Origin of the sequence: Microbacterium sp. NPDC056234 (assembly GCF_042267585.1) — a bacterium.
GTDB lineage: Bacteria > Actinomycetota > Actinomycetes > Actinomycetales > Microbacteriaceae > Microbacterium.
Genome location: NZ_JBHJTE010000002.1, coordinates 169241 through 189264, shown reverse-complemented (window position 1 = coordinate 189264; position 20024 = coordinate 169241). Strand labels below are relative to the sequence as shown.

16 protein-coding genes are annotated in these 20024 nt (G+C 68.6%); 2 read left to right on the top strand and 14 right to left on the bottom strand.

The features are described from left to right. The first annotated feature begins 126 nt into the window (after positions 1-126). On the top strand, positions 127-2223 hold the full coding sequence (locus ACFCYE_RS06705; RefSeq protein ID WP_376177429.1) for a S9 family peptidase: 2097 nt from the start codon (positions 127-129) through the stop codon (positions 2221-2223). Positions 2224-2260: 37 nt separating this feature from the next. Here the strand turns inward: ACFCYE_RS06705 and ACFCYE_RS06700 are convergent, their stop codons facing one another. From ACFCYE_RS06700 to ACFCYE_RS06665, 8 genes are all read right to left on the bottom strand, one after another. Beyond that, positions 2261-3289, bottom strand: coding sequence for a 6-phosphofructokinase (locus ACFCYE_RS06700; RefSeq protein WP_376177427.1), 1029 nt, complete (start codon positions 3287-3289; stop codon positions 2261-2263). Between the two features lie 207 nt (positions 3290-3496). Beyond that, a complete protein-coding gene (locus tag ACFCYE_RS06695; protein WP_376177426.1) occupies positions 3497-5644 on the bottom strand; it encodes a DEAD/DEAH box helicase in 2148 nt (715 codons plus the stop codon). 215 nt (positions 5645-5859) lie between these two features. Further along, complete coding sequence (locus tag ACFCYE_RS06690; RefSeq protein WP_376177424.1) at positions 5860-6474, bottom strand: hypothetical protein; 615 nt, start codon at positions 6472-6474, stop codon at positions 5860-5862. A 9-nt stretch (positions 6475-6483) separates the two neighbouring features. Further along, the gene (locus ACFCYE_RS06685; protein WP_376177423.1) at positions 6484-7446 is read right to left on the bottom strand and encodes a bifunctional riboflavin kinase/FAD synthetase; all 963 of its coding nucleotides are present in this window, start codon (positions 7444-7446) and stop codon (positions 6484-6486) included. Beyond that, a complete protein-coding gene (locus tag ACFCYE_RS06680) occupies positions 7443-7862 on the bottom strand; it encodes a hypothetical protein (protein WP_376177421.1) in 420 nt (139 codons plus the stop codon). The genes ACFCYE_RS06685 and ACFCYE_RS06680 overlap by 4 nt, the downstream gene beginning before the upstream one ends. Positions 7863-7947: 85 nt before the next feature. Next, positions 7948-8316, bottom strand: a complete 369-nt coding sequence (locus ACFCYE_RS06675; protein WP_376177419.1) for a hypothetical protein — start codon at positions 8314-8316, stop codon at positions 7948-7950. Then, positions 8313-9206, bottom strand: coding sequence for a tRNA pseudouridine(55) synthase TruB (truB, locus tag ACFCYE_RS06670; protein WP_376177417.1), 894 nt, complete (start codon positions 9204-9206; stop codon positions 8313-8315). The genes ACFCYE_RS06675 and truB overlap by 4 nt, the downstream gene beginning before the upstream one ends. A gap of 21 nt (positions 9207-9227) precedes the next feature. Continuing rightward, a complete protein-coding gene (locus ACFCYE_RS06665; protein WP_376177416.1) occupies positions 9228-9869 on the bottom strand; it encodes a hypothetical protein in 642 nt (213 codons plus the stop codon). Positions 9870-9949: 80 nt separating this feature from the next. Here ACFCYE_RS06665 and ACFCYE_RS06660 point away from each other — a divergent pair, with 80 nt between their 5' ends. Beyond that, complete coding sequence (locus ACFCYE_RS06660) at positions 9950-10825, top strand: A/G-specific adenine glycosylase (RefSeq protein WP_376178140.1); 876 nt, start codon at positions 9950-9952, stop codon at positions 10823-10825. 5 nt (positions 10826-10830) lie between these two features. Here ACFCYE_RS06660 and ACFCYE_RS06655 read toward each other — a convergent pair whose 3' ends face one another. From ACFCYE_RS06655 to ACFCYE_RS06630, 6 genes are all read right to left on the bottom strand, one after another. Beyond that, a complete protein-coding gene (locus tag ACFCYE_RS06655; protein ID WP_376177414.1) occupies positions 10831-13041 on the bottom strand; it encodes a LuxR C-terminal-related transcriptional regulator in 2211 nt (736 codons plus the stop codon). A 99-nt stretch (positions 13042-13140) separates the two neighbouring features. Beyond that, entirely contained in the window at positions 13141-13566 is a 426-nt protein-coding gene (rbfA, locus tag ACFCYE_RS06650) for a 30S ribosome-binding factor RbfA (protein WP_376177412.1), read from the bottom strand. Between the two features lie 70 nt (positions 13567-13636). Next, positions 13637-16369, bottom strand: coding sequence for a translation initiation factor IF-2 (infB, locus tag ACFCYE_RS06645; protein WP_376177410.1), 2733 nt, complete (start codon positions 16367-16369; stop codon positions 13637-13639). A gap of 59 nt (positions 16370-16428) precedes the next feature. Beyond that, positions 16429-16701, bottom strand: a complete 273-nt coding sequence (locus ACFCYE_RS06640; RefSeq protein WP_376177408.1) for a YlxR family protein — start codon at positions 16699-16701, stop codon at positions 16429-16431. A gap of 54 nt (positions 16702-16755) precedes the next feature. After that, positions 16756-17742: a transcription termination factor NusA gene (gene nusA / locus ACFCYE_RS06635; protein ID WP_376177406.1), complete on the bottom strand. Its 987-nt coding sequence runs from the start codon at positions 17740-17742 to the stop codon at positions 16756-16758. Positions 17743-17891: 149 nt separating this feature from the next. Then, positions 17892-19946: a PhoX family phosphatase gene (locus ACFCYE_RS06630; RefSeq protein WP_376177404.1), complete on the bottom strand. Its 2055-nt coding sequence runs from the start codon at positions 19944-19946 to the stop codon at positions 17892-17894. Positions 19947-20024 lie beyond the last annotated feature (78 nt).

Genomic DNA, 20024 nt, shown 5'->3' with positions numbered 1-20024 from the left:
AGATGTCGACGGGATCGACGTGGTGAACGAAGAGTTCACCGTGGGTTTTACTTCCGTTTACCGGCCCCCGAGAATCCTCCCACCGTCGTCGGCGCCGGTCAACTCGGCCTCGGCTAACGTGGAACGGTGACCGACGCCCCCGCAGCCGCCCGCCGTTCCCGCATCCGCACCCACCACGGTGACGTCTTCGACGACCCGTACGAGTGGCTCCGCGACAAGGACTCCCCCGAGGTGATCGCTCATCTCGAGGCGGAGAACGCCTTCACCGAGGAGGCGACCGCCCACCTCGAAGGGCTGCGCGAACGCATCTTCGAGGAGATCAAGGGGCGCGTCCGGGAGACCGACCTGTCAGTGCCGACGCGCCGAGGCGACTGGTGGTACTACAGCCGCACCGAGGAGGGCTCGCAGTACGGCATCCACTGCCGTGCCGCCGCCGCGGCGGACGACTGGACTCCCCCGGTGCTCGAGCCCGGCATTCCGGTGCCGGGCGAGGAGATCCTGCTCGACGGCAACGCCGAGGCGGACGGTCACGAGTTCTTCGCGCTCGGCGCGTTCGACACGTCCGACGACGCGACGAAGCTGCTGTGGTCGACGGATTTCGACGGCGACGAGCTGTACACCGTCCACGTGCGCGACCTCGGCTCCGGGGAGACGCTCTCCGATGAGATCGAGAACACCGGCAGCGCGTTCTTCACCCCCGACGGCACCGGCGTCATCTACACGACGCGAGACGACGCGTGGCGTCCCGACACCCTCTGGCTGCACCGGCTGGGCACTCCCGTCGCGGAGGACGTCAAGCTCTTCCACGAGGCGGACGAGAAGTTCTGGCTCGGCGCAGGCATCACGCGCAGTCGCAAGTACCTGGTCATCGGGGTGGGCTCCAGCATCACCAGCGAGGAGTACCTCGTCGATCTGTCCGACGATCTGACCGCCGAGCCACGGTTGATCTGGCCGCGGCGCGAGGGCGTCGAGTATTCGATCGACCACGCTGTCGTCGACGGCGACGATCGGCTGCTCATCCTGCACAACGAGCAGGCCCTCGACTTCGAACTCGTCTCGGTCTCGGCGTCCGATCCGCAGTCGGAGCGACGCATCGTCATCGCGCACGAGCCAGGCCGCCGTCTGCTAGGCATGGACGCATTCCGGGACTTCGCCACGGTCGAGTACCGCCGCGACGGGATCGAGCGCGTCGGTCTGCTGGACTATACGACGGATGCCGTCGACGAGCTGCGCTTCGACGAACCGCTGTACTCGGCCGGCGTCAGTGGGAACCCCGAATGGCACTCGCCGTTCCTGCGGCTCGGTTACGGGTCCTTCGTCACGCCGGGGACGGTGTACGACCTGGAGCTGGCGACGCGGACGCTCGTCCTGCGCAAGCAGCAGCCGGTGCTCGGCGGCTACGATTCTGCCGAATACGGCCAGGAACGGGCGTGGGCCACGGCATCCGACGGCACGCAGGTGCCGATCTCACTCGTCTGGAAGCGCTCTTTCGGCGCCCCTGGCGACGCTCCTCGCCCGCTGCACCTCTACGGATACGGGTCGTACGAGCACTCGATCGATCCGGGCTTCTCGGTCGCGCGACTGAGCGAGCTCGACCGCGGCGTGGTCTTCGCCGTCGCCCATGTTCGTGGGGGCGGCGAGATGGGGCGCCAGTGGTACGAGGACGGCAAGCTGCTGCACAAGCGCAACACGTTCACGGATTTCCTCGCCTGCGCCGAGCATCTGGTCTCGACCGGTGTGACCTCGCCTGAGCGGCTGGTCGCCGAGGGCGGAAGCGCCGGCGGGCTGCTCATGGGAGCGGTCGCCAACCTCGCGCCGGAGCTGTTCGGCGGCATCCTGGCTGCCGTCCCGTTCGTGGATGCGCTGACGACGATCCTCGACCCGTCGCTGCCGCTGACGGTGATCGAGTGGGACGAATGGGGAGACCCTCTGCACGATCCCGATGTCTATGCGTACATGAAGTCCTACACGCCGTACGAGAACGTGCGCGAGGGCGAGCGCTACCCGCGGATCCTCGCGATGACCTCCCTCAACGATTCCCGTGTCGCGTATGTCGAGCCCGCGAAGTGGGTCGCGAGACTCCGCGAGGCCGGAGCATCCGACGTGCTGATGAAGTGCGAGATGGTCGCGGGGCACGGCGGCGTGAGCGGCAGGTACAACTCCTGGCGCGAACGCGCATTCGAGCTGGCCTGGATGCTCGATGTGCTGGGGCTCGCGGACTAGAACCGGCACCCGTGCCGCGCGAAGCGCTCGGCGCGGATCAGCCGAAGAGCGCAGCGGCCTCGTCGTAGCGGTAGCGCGGCACCGTGTTCAACTCGCCGAGTGCGTCGGCGAAAGGCACCCGCACGATGTCGGTGCCCTGCATGGCGACCATCTGGCCCCAGGCGCCGTCCATGATCGCGTCGGCGGCGTGCAGCCCGAGACGCGTCGCGAGCACACGGTCGAAGGCGGAAGGCGAACCGCCGCGCTGGATGTGTCCGAGGATCGTCGCTCGCGTCTCGATGCCGGTGATGCGCTCGATCTCGGGTGCCAGCTGGTCGCCGATTCCACCGAGGCGAGGACGGTTGAACGCGTCCAGCCCCTTGTCGCTGTAGGCCTCATCCATGCCGGACAGCTTGAAGCCCTCCGAGACGACGACCAGCGGAGCGCGGCCGCGGTCGTGTGCGCTGGTGACCAGTTCGGCGATCTCCTCGATCGACATCGGCACCTCGGGGATGCAGATGACGTGAGCGCCGGCGGCCATGCCTGCGTGCAGGGCGATCCAGCCGACGTGCCTGCCCATGACCTCCGCCACCATGCAGCGCTGGTGCGAATCGCCGGTCGTGCGGAGGCGGTCCATGGCGTCGGTCGCGATGTTGAGGGCGGTGTCGAAGCCGAACGAGTAGTCGGTCGCCTGCAGGTCGTTGTCGATCGTCTTCGGCACGCCGAGGACTTTGATGCCGTCCTTGGACAGCCGATCTGCCGCGGCGAGAGTGCCCTCGCCGCCGATCGCGATGATGCCGTCGATCTTGTGGCCGTACAGGGTCTTGGCGATATTCTCGGCGCCACCGCGCTCCCCCTCGTAGGGGTTGGTGCGGCTGGTGCCGAGGATCGTTCCGCCGACCTTGGACAGCCCCTTCACCTCGTGACGCGTGAGCGGCATGAAGTCGCCCTCGACGACCCCGCGCCATCCGTCCCGGATGCCGACGAACTCGAGGTCGTACGCCGTGGTGCCCTTGAGCACGATGCCGCGGATGACCGCGTTGAGGCCGGGGCAGTCGCCGCCTGACGTGAGGATGCCGATCTTCATGCTGCTGCCTTCACTCGTTCGGGTGGGAGGGTGTGGACGAGGCGACGCTGCCTGCGATCGACACTACTGCCGATGACGCCTCCGGCGCCATTCGAGGCGTCGAAAACAGCTGTTCTTACCGCCACTCGGACACAATCTCGACGATCTTCGCGAAATCCGCGGCCCGCAAGCCGGGAAACGACGCAAGAACCGCCGATCTTGATCCCTCTATTCGCCGCCCAGCGCCTGGCGCAGCAGATGCATGAGCGCCGCCAGCTGCACGGATTCGCTCGCCGCCTCGGGAACGGCTTCGCCGTCGAGCGCGCGCGCGGCAAGACCCTGTTTCTGATCGATGAGCTCGGCGATCTTCGTGTCGATCGTGTGCGCCGCGATGATGCGCCACGCCGTGACCGGCTCGTCCTGACCGATGCGGTGCACGCGGTCGATCGCCTGCGTCTGCTCGGCCGCGGTCCAGCTCAGCTCGGCCAGCACCACGTTCGAAGCCGTCTGCAGGTTGAGCCCGACGCCGGCAGCGGTCAACGAGCAGACGGCGATGCCGACTCCCTCATCGCCGTTGAAGTCGTCGATGGCCTGCTGACGCACCGGCGTCGTCTGGTCTCCGCGGATCGAGACGTAGCGGATGCCGGATGCCGCGAAGTGCGCCTCCGCCTGGTCCATCACGTCGATGTGCTTGGCGAAGAACACGACCTTGCCGACCGAGCGCTGCAGCTGTGCGGCGTAGTCCGCGGCGAGATGCGCCTTGGCCTGACCGATCTTGCGCACCATCGTGAAGACGTTGTCGCCGCCGGTGCCTGCCGCCTTCGACTCCTCGAGCTCCCCGGTCGCGACCAGACGGACGATGTCCTCGTCGATCTCGCCGTGCGCCAGGCCGCGGTCGCCCCGCGACTCGATGATCCGGCGGTACTTGGCCGCCAGACGCTCGCCGAGCTCGCGCTCGGCCTGTCGGATGCTGCGGCCGTACTCGTCGTCTAGTTGGACCGGGAGGTCGGCGATGAGCTTGTCCGGCAGGTCGGCCGCGACGTCCTTCTTCTTGCGCCGGACGATGCCCATCGAGATGACCGCGTCCCGCGCCTCGGCGTAGAACGCCTTGTCGGCCGGGGTGAGCCCCGTGGCGTCGAGCTTCTCCATGAGCTCAGAGCCCGGCTTGTCGCCGGTCGTCCACCCCAGGAAGCGCCAGATCGCGTCGAAGTCCTCGACGTCGTTGATCAGCGGCGTTCCGGTCAGCGCCATCATGAGCGGGTTCCCGCCCGGCGTCTGCGCGCGGACGCGCGACGCCAGGGCCAGCACGTTCTGCGAACGCTGGGAGGTGAGGTTCTTGATGAAGTGCGCCTCGTCCACGACCATCCCGCGCAGCCCGATCGAGCCGAGCCAGGACAGGTGGCGGTCGAGGATCTCGTAGTTCACGATGAACACGTCGGCGAACGCGTCGATGTCGGTGCCATCGCCCTGGATGACGGTCGCACGCCGCTGGGGCGTCCACCGCTCGACCTCGCGCGCCCAGTTCATCTTCACGACGTTCGGCACGACGACCAGCAGCGGGTACGCGCCCGCCACCGATGCGGCGAGCACCGACTGCGCGGTCTTGCCGAGGCCGGGCTCATCCGCGAGCAGGAAGCTGCGGTGCCCCGCCTTGACGGCCTCGAGGAAGCGGGACTGGTGCACCATGACCTCGAGCCCCTTCGGGGACACGTGGTCGAACTCGGGCGTGGGAGGCAGATCCATCGACGCGGATGCGCCGCCAGCGCCGGTCTCGAACGCCTTGTACAACGGGCCCATCAGCTCCCACCCGTCCAAGCGGCGACGCGGCGTGGATGCCGGTCGCGGCGTCAGATCAGGGGCGAGGAACGGGTTCGCGAGCTGACGCGCTTCCACGGACGGCGGCGTGACCTGACGCTCGGCCGCGGCGGCGGAGACCACAGGCGCCTGCACGATCGGAGCGATGTCCGTGATGATCAGCTCTTCCGGGGCGAGTTCGGCGCCCGATTCGAGCAGCCAGTCCCTGCGCATCCGCTTGGCGACAGGACTCGTCGCCGAATCCACCTCCAGCAGCTGGATCAGCGAGGTGTCGCGCGCCGCGGTCTTGGCGAGGATCGTCGCGACGCCGTCCAGGCGCTTGAGCAGCTCTGCGCGCGCCGAGTCGGCGATCTCGGCATCCGCCTTCACTCTCGCACGCTCCTCGCGCACCAGGAAGGCGATCACCTGGAACTTGACCCGGTTGGTCGGGCCGAGCTTTCCGCGCTGAGCCTTCGCCTCCACCTCGCGAACCTTGCGCGCAAGGATCGGGATCAGCGGTGCGTCGTCGTCTCGACGGGATGTCTTCCTGCGCCGCGTAGCGGCGGTTGCCGTAGTCGGCATGCTCCTCCTGAGCGTGAATCGACGGAGTGCCGCAGACGGCCTCCGAGCCGTTCTCGATGTCCGCGTGTGGCGCCAGCCAGGACCGTGCGGACGGGTGATACCCGGCTCCCCCGCGTTCGTCACGTCGAGCGTTCAGTGGAGCCTGGGGCCATTTTACGCCATTCTGAGCGCGCCGCGCGCTGATACTCCCGCGACGGCGCGTCGGACCGCCTCCCCTAAGGCCAGAGTGTCGACTCGATGTCTTCGAGGTATCCGGTCATCTCCGTGTTGAGCCACTTCGTGGACACCCACACGCCGTCCCGGACGAGTTGGATCTCGCCGCCGACCCCCGTGTACCCGGACTCCTCGTCATCGTACGAGACCTCGACCGCGCAGCGCGCGGCACCGTCCGCTTCCGTGCATTCCAGGCCCTGCGTCGTGAACGCCTCCAGCAGATCGGTGCGCTGCTCGACGTCCACCAGCGCCAGCGTCGTGGTGATGCCGACTTCTGAAGCGACACCCCATGTGCACCGCAGGCTCTCGAGCGTCGCGAGCATCTCCAGCGCGACGGCGACGTCGGTGGATGCCATCGTGAGCGTCGGATCGTTCAGCGGCAGACCACCGTCCTCGAACCGCTGGCGTAGTGCGGGGCTGAACACCTGATCGCAGGATTCCGGTAGCGAGATCGCCTCGCTCTGCTCCGGCGAGGGCGTCGGCGACGGCGTCGGGTCGGGCGATACAACCTCGGACGGTGCCGACGTCGGCGACGCGGACGGCGCGGCCTCCGGCGCGCACCCGACGAGCGCGAGGATCAGCATGCCGACGCCGACGCTCAGTCCCACCCGCTTCATGCTCTGATGCTACTGCGCGACGGTCCCGCCCACAGCAAGCAGTTCGCGCGCGGCATCCACATCGGCCCCGATCTGCACCTTCAGCTTCTCGATGCCCTCGAACGCGACCATTCCGCGCAGCCGATGCGTGAACTGCACGGTGGCGTCGTGGCCGTACAGATCCAGACTCGTCTCGTCGAGCACGTGCGCTTCGACCTGCCGCCGCGGGACGTCGTCGAACGTCGGGTTCGTCCCGACGGAGATGGCGGCCGGATGCCGGATGCCGGTGTCATGATCCACCAGCCACCCGGCGTAGACACCGTCGGCGGGCACGAGCGCATCGACGATGTCCGAGAGGTTCGCCGTCGGGAAGCCGAGCTCGCGTCCGCGCTTGAGCCCGTGCACGACCTCGCCTCGCACGTCCGGTGCGCGACCCAGCAGATCCGCGGCCTGCTCGACCGACCCCTCTGCCAGAAGCTCACGGATCCAGCTGGAGGACACCCGGCGCTCCGAGCCGGGGAGGAAGACGTCCTCGACCACCTCGACGGAGAAGCCGCACTCCGGGCCGAGCCGACGCAGCAGGTCGGGGTCCCCGGCTCCACCACGACCGAACCGGAAATCGCGTCCGACCAGCACGGTCTCGACCTGAAGCGCGTCCACGAGGATCTGACGGACGAAGTCCTCGGCCTCCAGGCCCGCGAGCGCCTCGTCGAATCTCAGGACGAGTGCGGCGTCCAGCTCGAGATCGCCGAGGAGCTCGAGCTTGCGCTCTGTGCTCACCACGTTCTCGGGGCACCGGTCGGGGCGCAGCACGGCGAGCGGGTTGCGGTCGAACGTCACCGCGACGGCACGGGCACCGGCAGCCGCAGCATCCTGGAGCAGCCGGTCGATGACCGCGCGATGTCCGGTGTGGACGCCGTCGAACTTGCCGATCGCGACCACCGACGGACCGAAGCCCTCCGGCACTTCTGAGGGATCGCGGAAGACGATCATGCGGCAACCTCTGACGGTCGATGAGCGCGCAGCCACCAGAGTCCGAACACCGGCAGAACGAGCGGGATGAACAGGTATCCGCGGCCGTACAGCGACCAGACGGTCTCGTGCTGGAACAGCTCGGGGTACACCAGGCTCAGCGTGCCGACGATCAGCACGCCGGCGAGTTCGAACGCGATGGCGATCCACGCGATCGTGTACCAGCCGCGACGGTTGGAGAGCACGAGCGCCAAGGTGGCGAGGATGTACACGACAGCGGCCGCGGCGGACAGCGAGTAGCTCAGGGGCGCCTCGTCGAAGCGCTGCACGATCTGGACGAAGCTGCGGCCGGTGGCAGCCAGCGCCATCACGGCGTAGACGATCACGAGGACGCGGCCGATGCCGGTCATCCTGGTGCGGGTGGCGGTGGTGCTCATAGCGCCTTCCAGTTTAGGCGCGCCGATGCCTGATGGACGCCGCAGCTCCGACCCGCCGACCGCCTCGCAGCACCCGCCGCGATGCTCACGCGATCTGAACGGTCCAGATGACGTGCATGCGCCATGCCATGATCGCCACGGACAGCGCCACCACGCCGAGGATGACCGTGCTCCACCGGCTGCGCTCCATGAGCGCCCAGATCACTCCGCCCACCGGCAGCATGACCGCGGAGACGAGATACACCCAGTACTCCAGCAGGTCTCCCGACGGCGGATTGCCGACGAACGGGGCCACGATCGCGACCACGACCTGCACGATCAGCAGCAGCTCGACGATCGCGAGGCTGCCGACCGTGTAGTCGCTCGGTCGGCGCCCAGCAAGGCCTGCGACGATGCAGAACAGGCCCGCGGCGACCGCCACGGCGATCTGCAGGATCGTGAACCACAGGATCATCGGGTCTCCTCAGGCATGTTCATGGTGCTCTTGAGGTCCGCCCCGCGTCGCTCGACGATCCCGACCAGCGAACCATCAGGCGCGACGGCCGCCGCGGGAAAGGACTCCGCCCTGTCGGCCTGCCCGACGAGGCGCTTGCCGTGGCGCAGGTCGCGCGCTTCGTCGGCGCTCACGTCCACTCGCGTGAGCACGAGCGCCGCGGCGTCGGCCGGCTCGATGGTCGCCGCTCCTGCGAGATCGTCTGTCGTCACGGCATCCGCGATGTCGAAGGGCCCGATCCGCGTCCGTCGCAACGCCGTGAGGTGCCCGCCGACGCCGAGATGGGCACCGAGGTCTCTCGCCAGCGCGCGGATGTAGGTGCCCGACGAGCAGTCCACAACGACATCGAGTTCGACGCCTTCGGCGTCATCGCGCCGCTCCAGCACGGCGAACCGCGAGACCGTGACCTCTCGCGCCTTCAGCTCGACGCTCTCGCCGGCTCGTACCAGGTCGTAGGCGCGCCGTCCGTCGACTTTGATGGCCGAGACGGCGCTCGGCACCTGCGAGATGGCACCGCTGAGGCCGGCGATCCCTGCGGTGATCCGCTCGTCCGAGACGGCCGCGATGGACCCGGCATCCGCACGTGCCGTGATCTCACCCTCTGCATCGTCCGTCGTCGTGGCCTGGCCCAGCCGGATCGTGGCGAAGTAGGTCTTGTCGGCGCCGACGATGTACGTGAGCAGGCGGGTCGCACCCTCGATGCCGAGAACCAGCAGACCCGTCGCCATCGGATCGAGCGTGCCCGCATGGCCCACCTTGCGGGTGCCGAACGCGCGGCGCGTGCGCGCCACGACGTCATGACTGGTGATACCGCCCGGTTTGTCGACGAGCAGGATGCCGGGAGAGACCATTCCCCCAGCCTAAGCCGTGACTCATCCGCACACCTCGTACGACGGTTCGTCGCGCGTGGTGACGGTCACCGCCCAGGCCCGCTCGGCTCCTGTCAGGAACTGGAAGAAGATCTGTCCGTCGGACTCCGACGCCACGCGGATCCACTCGCCGTCGACCGTGGCCGTACCCTCCTCGGCCTCCGGGTACGCGTCGAGGATCTCGTCCCTCGTCGCGCCGACGCCGATGCCCTCCGCCGTCTCCGGGCCGACCGCGCCCGTGACCGAGTCGGCCATGGTGGATGCCGAGATCTCCGAGATCGGTTCGCTCTGATCCTCGGCGCCGCGGACGAAGTGCATGCTGAAGGAGTTGTCGGGGGCGTTCCAGAACGCCGCCCAGGAGCACGCAGCACCGTCGCTGGTCCAACTGGTGGGCAACTCCGCCAGAGCGGCGTCGAATTCGCCGCCGATCAGGACCGGGCCCATGCCATCCGCGCTGACGATCCAGGTCGACGGGTCATCCGGGTCCGGTTCGCCCGCGCTTCGGGATGCCGTCGCGGACGGCGTCGACTGCGCAGCGGGCGCGGAGCCCGTCGGCGTCTGCTCCGGTCCGCTCACCGGTGTTGCGCACCCGGCGAGCAGCAGCGTGGCGGTCAGCAGTGCGATGGCGCCCCTGCGAATCCTCATGGCGGTTCTCCCTGCTCTCCCCCGCGAATGAGCATGGTCGATCCGTCTAGGCTAACGAGGTGCCCGCGTCACCGACACCCCTGCCCGACCTCGTGAAGGTCTCGGAGTGGTATCGATCGGAGGCCCGCGATCTCCCCTGGCGACGATCCGAATTCCACGACGCGTATGCCGCATGGGGAACGCTCGTGAGCGAGTTCATGCTGCAGCAGACTCCGGTCTCCCGGGTCATTCCGCACCTCGAGGCCTGGTTGCGTCGCTGGCCGGATCCGACTGCGATGGCTGCGGCCTCGCCGGCCGAGGTCGTGACGCAGTGGGCGAATCTCGGCTATCCGCGGCGCGCGCTGTGGCTTCACGGCGCGGCGGTGGCCGTGTCAGAGCGACACGACGGAGTGGTCCCGCGCGACGTCGCGGATCTGCTCGCACTCCCCGGTATCGGCGATTACACGGCACGTGCTGTCGCGGTCTTCGCGTACGGCGACCGCCATCCGGTCGTCGACACGAACACGCGCCGTGTGCTCGCGCGCGTGATCGACGGCACCGCCCAGCCCGGGCCGCCGTCCCGACGCGATCTCGAGTCCATGCAGCGGCTCCTGCCTGCGGACGACGCCGAATCGGCGCTGTTCAACGCCGCCGTGATGGAACTCGGCGCCGTGGTCTGCACGGCCAGGGCTCCCCAGTGCGAGCAGTGCCCGATCCGCGACGCGTGCCGCTGGTTCGCCCTCGGCCGCCCGGTGGGCGTGGACACGCGTCGCCGCCAGGCGAAGTACGAGGGCTCTGACCGGCAGGCCAGAGGCGCGGTGCTCCAGACGCTGCGACTGGCGCCTGCCGCCCGAGTACCGCTGGTCGATGTGATCCCCGACTGGCCGGACACCGCGCAGCGCCATCGCGCCATCGACTCGCTGATCGCCGACGGTCTCGCCGAGGCCGCCGACGGCTTCCTCTCTTTGCCGCGCTGAGCGTCTCAGACGTGCAGGTTCGTGCGATGCGCGAGCACCGTGAGCTCGACCCTGCTGCGTGTGTCGAGCTTCGCGAAAACCCGCCCGACATGGACCTCGACCGTGCGGACCGACAGACTCAGCCGATCCGCGATCTCCCGATTGGGGATGCCGTCGACGACGAGCATCGCCACCTGGAGTTCCCGCTCGGTCAGCAACGGCGCCCAGGCTGCGCGGCACGCGGCCATCGGATCCAGGACCGAGACGTTGATCGGCACCGTGTCCAGGCCCGCGAGGCGTTCGATCTGCTCTCCGAGCTTGGCGAGCTTGCGCTCGACGCTGTCCCGCCAGGCATCCGCACCGGCGTCCGAGAACAGGCTGTGCGCCGCGAGCAGATGATGCCGCCCGGCCGCACGGTCGTCGCGGATCACGCAGGTCGTTCCGAGCAGCGCCTCCACGCGACCGCGCTCGAACGGGGAACGCACCGAGCGCGCACGCTCCGCGATGTCCGGGTACTCGCGTTGCCACGCCCCCTGCGCCGCCGTCCGGATCCGCAGGTACAGCTCCAGCGACAGCTTCTGGTCGGCCGGCTCCACGGCATCCGAAGCGATGTGGGGGCCGAGCTCCTCGAGACCGGGAACCGCCAGCGCAGGGCTCGGTCCCCCGCGGTCGTGCCAGATGCGCAGCTGCACACCCGCGTCCTGCACGGCACCGGCGAGGTAGGCCTGGAGCGCACGGTCGACGAGGAGATCGGGCCGGATGCCGTTGGGCAGCGCTTCGGTGAGGCTGCGCACCACTGGGCCGACCTCGCCCAGCACTGCAAGATCCAGCCGCCGCGCCAGGACGGCGCCGAGACCGGCGAACGGCAAGCCGATGGGGTGGCTGACCATCGCCTCCTGCATCCGTGAGCGTGCGGTCGCGATGTCACCCTGCCAGAAGCGAAGGAGCACCTCGATCACGGCTCGGTACGCGGAGGCGAGCGGTGTGCGCTCGAAGCCCTGCAGGAACGCGTCGGGTTCGTCGACGATACCCGCCTCGTGCCTGGCAAGGATGCCGAGGCCCTGGTCGATGTCTCCGGCGAGGGCGAGGCGCACAGCGGTGACCACGCCGTACGACAGAGGGCCCTGTTCGAGCGGGGGATCCGCCTCGTCACCGCTGAGCAGCCAGCAGAGCGCCACTGCCGGGCCGCGGATCGCACCATCCGCTCCCGCCCGCACATCCGCATCGCGGACTTCGGACAGCCACATCCGCATGGCACCGTCCGCTCCGCGTTCGGCGGACAGCATCGCCGCCATCCCCGCCGCGCGAGCCCAGCCGTGCCAGGCGTACCTGCCCTCGGCGTCATCCGGGCGGAGCGCCGCGGCATCCGCGATCGGGAGCGTTCCGCGAAGCGCGGTCTCGGCGATCACGAGCGGTGCGAGCGCCCGCGAGCGGTACGCGGGCGAACCGCCGGGGAACAGGGTCCCCAACCAGGCGACGGCGTCCGCCAGCAACCCGGCGCACAGGGCTGCGTTGCCGGCGATCTGCCGTGCTTCATCCGCATCCTCTCCATCGACATGATCGAAGACCTCGACGGCGATGTGGAATGCGATCAGCGACTGGCCCGCTTCCGCCAGTCCGCGTGCCGCAGGCAGAAGCTGCTCGGCGACCGCCGGAGTCTTCGCCGTCGCGCCACGCGCCACATGCCATGCGGCGCGCACCGCATCGCCCTCCTGCGCGTGATACTCACTGAGGCGCCGGTGCGCCGATGCGCTCTCAGCGGGCGAGGCGCTCCCCTCCAGCCAGTCGGCCAGCGCCGGTTCGCGCAGCGTCACACGGCCCGCGTTCACGTCCAGATACCCTCCCACGGCGCCCGTCGACAGATCCTCGGCGGAGAGCCCGGTCGTCGCCAGGACCACATCGAGCCGATCCGTCGTTCCCAGCGCGAGGACGATCAGGGCATCCCGCTCACCGTCCGACAGCGCAGACGATCCGTCCACGCCGAGCGCGGACGAGGGCACCGGCAGCGGAACGGGCAGCGCACGCAGCCCCTGCCGCTGGCTCTCGGTCAGCGCACCGACGACGTGACGGACCAGTTCGTCAGCGGTGCCGATTCTCGCATGGAGGCGAGCGAGCACGTGCGGGGCGACGACGAGGCCCTGAGCGCGCAGCGCGCTGACACCGTCGAGGACGACGCGTGCGTCGGGTGCGCCGACGGGTCGGGCGTCAGCGGCGTGCCGTGCACCCGTGTCGCCCATGACCCTGCCCTCTCGGATCCCGCGGAGGCGGTCCCGATCGACGACAGGCTAACAAACGACCGTGCGATCCGTGCGGAACGTACCGCGAGGGTCAGGAAGTCAGTCTTCCTCGTCGTCGGTGCGGTACGGGTCTGCGTCGCCCGCGTGCTTCGACGTCGCAGCGAGCCTGGCGACCTCGGCATCCCGCTGCTGCGCCTCGCGCAGCAGTGCCGAGATGTGATCGGCGTTCTCCGGAAGCGCGTCCGGGATGAACTCGAGCGTCGGCACCAGACGGGTGCTCAGCTGGCGACCCACTTCGGATCGCAGCATCCCCGTCGCCGAGGTCAGTGCCGCGGCGCTGGAGACGCGCTCCTCCTCGGTGCCGAGCACCGTGTAGAAGACGCTGGCATGCTGAAGGTCACCCGAGACGCGGACATCGGTGATGGTGACGTAGCCGAGGCGCGGGTCGCGCAGGCCCTTGTCGAGCCGCTCGGCCAGGATGACGCGAATGCGATCCGCGAGACGCGCCTGTCGTTCTCCAGCCATTTCCTTCTCCCTCGTTGAGACTCGTCGGGCGGGGATGCACTGCGCATCCCCGCCCGACGATCAGACTCGATCAGCCACGTGGCTTCTCGACGAGCTCGATGGTCTCGATCTCATCGCCGATCTGGATGTCGTTGTACTTTCCGAGGCCGATACCGGCTTCGAAGTCGGTGCGGACCTCGGTGACGTCGTCCTTGAAGCGACGCAGCGACTCGATGGCCAGGCCATCGGCGATGACGACGCCGTCGCGGATGACGCGCGCCTTGGCGTTGCGCGTGATCGTTCCGGAGCGGACGATGACACCCGCGATGTTGCCGACCTTCGAGGAGCGGAACACCTCACGGATCTCGGCCACACCCGACTGGACCTCTTCGTACTCCGGCTTGAGCATGCCCTTGAGCGAGCTCTCGATCTCGTCGATCGCGTTGTAGATGACGGAGTAGAAGCGGATGTCCACGCCCTCGCGGGAAGCGCGCTCGCGCGCCTTCGTGTCCGGACGGACGTTGAAGCCCACGATGATCGCGTTGTCGATCGTCGCCAGGTTCACGTCGGACTCGGTGATCGCACCGACACCGCGGTGGATGATGCGCAGCTGCACCGAATCGTCGACCTCGATCTTGAGGAGCGACTCCTCCAGCGCCTCGACGGCACCGGAGACGTCACCCTTGATGATGAGGTTGAGCGACTCGACCTTGCCCTCTTCGAGAGCACGGGTGAAGTCCTCGAGCGAAATGCGCTTGCGGGCCTTGGCCAGCTGAGCGTTGCGCTCGACTGCTTCACGCTTCTCGGCGATCTGGCGCGCCATGCGGTCCTCTTCGGTGACGATGAAGACGTCACCGGCGCGGGGCACGGAGTTCAGACCCTGCACCTGCACGGGGCGCGACGGGTACGCCTCGAGGACGGCCTCGCCGTTCTCGTCGGCCATCGCACGGACGCGGCCGTATGCCGTGCCCGCGACGATCGCGTCACCGATCCGGAGCGTTCCGGACTGGATCAGCACGGTCGCGACCGAACCGCGGCCCTTGTCGAGCTTCGCCTCGATGGCGACACCGCGAGCGGCCTTGTTCGGGTTGGCCGTGAGGTCCAGCCCCGCGTCGGCCGTGAGCAGGACGGCGTCCAGGAGCTCCTGGATGCCGGTGCCGGCACGAGCCGAGACATCCACGAACATGACGTCTCCGCCGTACTCCTCTGCGACCAGACCGTACTCGGTGAGCTGCTGACGCACCTTGGCCGGGTTGGCCTCGGGCTTGTCGACCTTGTTCACCGCGACCACGATCGGCACGTTGGCCGCCTGAGCGTGGTTGAGCGCCTCGACCGTCTGCGGCATGATGCCGTCGTCGGCCGCGACCACCAGGATCGCCAGGTCGGTCACCTGCGCACCACGGGCACGCATGGCGGTGAACGCCTCGTGACCCGGGGTGTCGATGAAGGTGATCGCGCGCTCGATCTCTTCGTGCTCGGTCCAGACCTGGTACGCACCGATGTGCTGGGTGATGCCGCCGGCCTCGCCCTCGATGACGTTCGTCTGACGGATCGCGTCGAGAAGTCGGGTCTTACCGTGGTCGACGTGGCCCATGACGGTGACCACAGGAGGACGGATCTCGAGATCGGACTCATCCTCTTCGGCCAGTTCCTGCTCGAGGTCGAGACCGAAGCCCTCGAGGAGCTCCTTGTCCTCGTCCTCGGGCGAGACCATCTGGATCTTGTAGCCGAGCTCCTCACCGAGGACCTCGAAGGTCGCTTCATCCAGCGACTCGGTGGCCGTGGCCATCTCGCCCAGGTTGAAGAGGATGGTGACGAGCGTTCCGGGCTGCACGACGTACCCGCGCAGAGCCTCGAGCTTGTCCGCGAAGTCGGCGATCGATGCGCCACGGCGAAGGCGAATGACCTCGCCGTTGCCCTTCGAGACGTTGACGCCGCCGACGACCGGCGCCGACCGCATCTCGAATTCCTGCCGCTTCGCCCGCCGCGACTTGCGCTGCTTGCTCTTGCCGCCTCCCTTTCCGAAGGCGCCTGCCGTACCACCACCGGGGCCGCGACCGCGACCACCGCCACCGCCGGGGCGACCGGCGAAGCCGCCGGCCGGACGCTGGAAACCACCGGCACCCGCGCCGCCGCCTGCGCCGCCCGGACGACCGGGACCGCCAGGCCGCTGCTGGAACGGAGCGCCACCGGGGCGACCACCCTGACCACCGCGCGGAGCGCCGGGGCGGGGGGAACCGGGACGAGGAGCACCAGGACGCGGAGCACCGGGACGCGGCGCCTGCGGCCGCGGGATGTTCCCCGGGGTCGGACGCTGGCCCATGCCCTGCGCCGAGGCGAAGGGGTTGTTGCCCGGACGGGGACCTGCGGGGCGCTGCCCCATGCCCTGCGCCGAGGAGAACGGGTTGTTGCCCGGACGCGGAGCACCGGGCTTGGGTGCGGCCTTGTCAGCCTTCGGGGCCGCCGGTGCGGGAGCGGGCTCGGCTGAGGCAGGGGCCTCGGGTGCCGGTGCCGGTGCCGCAGGCTCTGCGGGAGCCGGCGCCTCGGGGGCCGGCTTCGGACCCGGCTTGGGACCGGGGGTCGGCGCAGCAGCGCCGGGCTTGGGGGCGGGCGCAGCCTTCGGCTTCGCAGGCTCCGTCTTGGCCGCGGGCTTCGCAGCTCCGTCGGCCTCGATCGCCGCGCGCAGCTTGCGCGCCACCGGCGGTTCGATGGTCGATGACGGGCTCTTCACGAACTCGCCGAGCTCTTTGAGCTTGGCGAGTGCGACCTTGCTGTCGACGCCGAGTTCAGCGGCGATCTCGTGCACACGTGGTTTGGCAGCCACAATTCTCCTGTCTGGGTCGGTCCACCCAGGCAGGGCAGACCACTAGTCGCGGACGGGTCTCATTTCGAGCCGTTCACTTTGTTTCCATAGCCGTTCAGCCGTTTCTCGATGGTCTGCGTGTCCAGCGGAGCTGTGACACGGAGTGCTCGTGCGAAGGCCCGGCGCCGCAGCGCCTTGTCCAGGCACTGCGGATCCGGATGCACCCACGAACCTCTTCCGGGAAGAACCGCGCGCTCATCGATGACGAGGGCGCCGTCCTGGGCGACCACCCTGAGGAGGTCTGACCGGGAGGCACGTGCACGGCAACCGACACACGTTCGTACAGGTTCCATCTTACACCTCAGGACCGATGCCCGAGCGACGTCGACCGGCCGTCGCTCGCGGAATCATTCGTCGAGGATGCTGTCCGGCTGGATGTCGATCTTGGCACCGGTGAGCTTCGCCGCCAGACGGGCGTTCTGGCCTTCCTTGCCGATCGCCAGCGAGAGCTGGTAATCGGGTACGAGTGCACGGACGGCCTTCGTGTTCGCGTCGAGCACGAAAGCGCTCGTGACCTTCGCCGGCGACAGCGCCTGTGCGACGAAGGTGGCGAGATCCGGGTTGTAGTCGACGATGTCGATCTTCTCCCCTGCCAGCTCTTCCGTGACAGCGCGCACTCGACGGCCGAGTTCACCGATGCACGCGCCCTTGGCGTTGATCGCCGGATCGTTCGCCGTGACCGCGATCTTCGTGCGGTGTCCCGCCTCGCGCGCAAGCGACACGATCTCGACGAGCCCCGCCGCGATCTCGGGAACCTCGAGAGCGAAGAGCTTGCGAACCAGGCCAGGGTGCGTTCTCGACACGGTGATCTGGGGACCCTTGAGCCCCTTCGCCACGCTCGTGACGTAGACGCGCAGTCGGGTTCCGTGGGAGTACTCCTCGCCGGGGACCTGCTCCTCGGGCGGCAGGATCGCCTCGACGGAACCGAGGTCGACGTGGATCATGCGGGGATTCGGTCCCTGCTGGATCACGCCAGCGACGATGTCGCCTTCCTTGCCCCGGAACTCGCCGAGCACCGCGTCGTCGGCGATGTCACGCAAGCGCTGGCTGATGACCTGCTTGGCGGCGAAGGCAGCGATGCGTCCGAAGTCATCGGGCGTCGTGTCCTCCTCGCCGATCACGGCGCCGGATTCATCCAGCACGGGCTGCATCACGGCGACATGGCCGGTCTTGCGGTCCAGATCGACGCGCACACCGGCGGGGACGACCCCGTCTTCGGAGATGTGCTTGCCGTAGGCGGTGAGGATGGCCTGTTCGATGATCGAGACGAGTTCGTCGAACGGAATCGCCTTCTCCTTCTCGAGCCCGCGCAGCAGTCCGAGTTCGATATCCATGGGCGTCTCCCTATTCAGCTCTTATCCGCGGGCATCCCGCGGGCATCGGACCAGGATACCGGACGCGAGCCACTTCGACCGAGTCGAAGGAAACGCGACGGCGCCCTCCACCCCCGCGAACAGGGATGAAGGGCGCCGCGCAGCGTCTGTCAGCCGCGGTAGACCTGGACGACGGACGGACGAGGCGCCGTCGCGACGTCACCGGGTGCCGTGGATCCGTAGTCCGGGAACAGCGACCGCGGCGATTCGAACGTGCCGTCCTCGCCCGGATGCTGCACGGCCACGAAGACGAGACCGTCCTTGTCGTGGATGACCGGACCGCAGGTCTCTGCGTCGCGCGGCACGGCGAGGAACTGCTGGACGTGGCCGCGCTCTGCGCCGTTCAGCGGAACCTTGAAAAGTCCGTCGCCGTAGCCGATCGTGCCTGGCTGGCCGTCGGTCGAGATCCACAGCTCGCCGTCCGAGTCGAACGCGAGGTTGTCAGGGCAGGAGATCGGCGAGACCTTGTCCTTCGGGAATCCGGCGAAGTACGCATTGCCGAACGTGTTCGGATCCCCGCACAGCAGCAGCACGCTCCACCCGAACGTCGTTCCGCTCTGCCCGGCCGTCTCCGTGAGCTCCAGCACGTGGCCGTACCGGTTCCTGACGATGGGGTTGGCCTCGTCGGCGACGGTCCTGGCGGAGTTGTTCGTGAGGGCGACGTACACCTTGCCCGTGACCGGGTTGGGCTCCACGTCCTCCGGACGGTCCATCTTGGTCGCCCCGACGGTGTCGGCCGCGAGGCGGGTGTAGACGAGCACCTCTTCCGTGCTGAAGCCCGGCACGACGCTCGCGCCGTCCTGGGTGAGTGGGATCCACTGGCCGCTGCCGTCGAACGCGCCGTCGGACGGCAGAGCACCGGTGCCGGTGATCTCCGCGGCAGGCGAATCGCCCGTGAACTTCGCGACGTACAGGTCGCCCTCGCTCAGCAGGCGCAGGTTCTTCTTGCGCGAGCCGGAGATGCGGTTCTTCGAGACGAACTTGTACAGGTAGTCGTTGCGCTCGTCGTCGCCCATGTAGGCCACGACACGACCGTCCTCGGCCACGTGCACGTTGGCGCCCTCGTGCTTGAAGCGCCCCATCGCGGTGTGCTTGAGCGGCGTGGACGTCGGATCCTGCGGGTCGATCTCGACGATGTAGCCGAAGCGGTTCGGCTCATTCACGTAGCCGGGGTCGTGCGCGTTGAAGCGCGGGTCGTACGTCTCCCATCCGGTCGACGTCGACGTCGTGCTCGAACCGCTGTAGCGCTTCTGCTGCGGCGTGTTCGCGGCCCACGCGAAGTATCCGTTGAAGTTCTCCTCGCCCGACAGGATCGTCCCCCACGGGGTCGTTCCTCCCGCGCAGTTGCCCAGCGTGCCGTGCACCCAGCGACCCTCGGGGTCTGCGGCGGTCTTGACCAGGTCGCTCCCCGCTGCGGGACCCGTGAGTTCGAAGACGGTCTCGACCGTGATGCGGCGGTTGCGGCGCCCGTCGACCACATAGCTCCACGGCTCGCCGGTCCGGCGGCGACGGATGTCGACGACCGAGAGACCCTGGGCTGCCTTGTAGATGTCACCGCGACGGCGGAGCTCGGCGGCGTCCGTCGTGGAGGGGAACATGATGCCCGGGTTGACGTACTCGTGGTTGTTGACGAGAACGCCGGTCTTGCCGCTGCGATCGGCGATGATGTCGAGGTAATCGCAGTTGTAGCCGAACTGCTCGGCCTGCGCTTCGGGCGTCTGCGCGTTCAGATCGAAGGCGGGAGTGCGCGAGAACAGCGGGTCCCCCCAGCGGATCAGCGGGTCCCACGTGTATCCGGTCGGAACCGTGAACGCATCGACCTCGGCGGGCACGGGCGCGATCGCCGTGAAAGGAAGACTGCCGCGCGCAGGCCGCCCGAAGGATGCGCCGGTGCCGGCGACGCCTGCGGCCTGCGGCGTCGACGTGGGTGCGCCTCGCCCGACTCCCACGACGACGGCGACGGCCGCCGCCGCGCCGAGTCCGAGGACTGCGCGGCGCGAGAAGACGGTCGACGCGATCGACCGGAAGCTCTCGTTCGAGGAGGTGTTGCACTCCGGGCCGAGGCAGGCGTTCGCGCACTTGAGTTCGCAGGTCACCGCAGAGCGCTTCCCGCTCACATGCGGTGCCATCGGCAGGGTGCGGCGGGGGATGTCGGTCAGGCTCATCATCGGTCCTTGTCGTCGGGTGGTGTTGCCGATGCCACGTTGCTCGCACCGGATGACCGCCGAGTGAACGACCGCTGA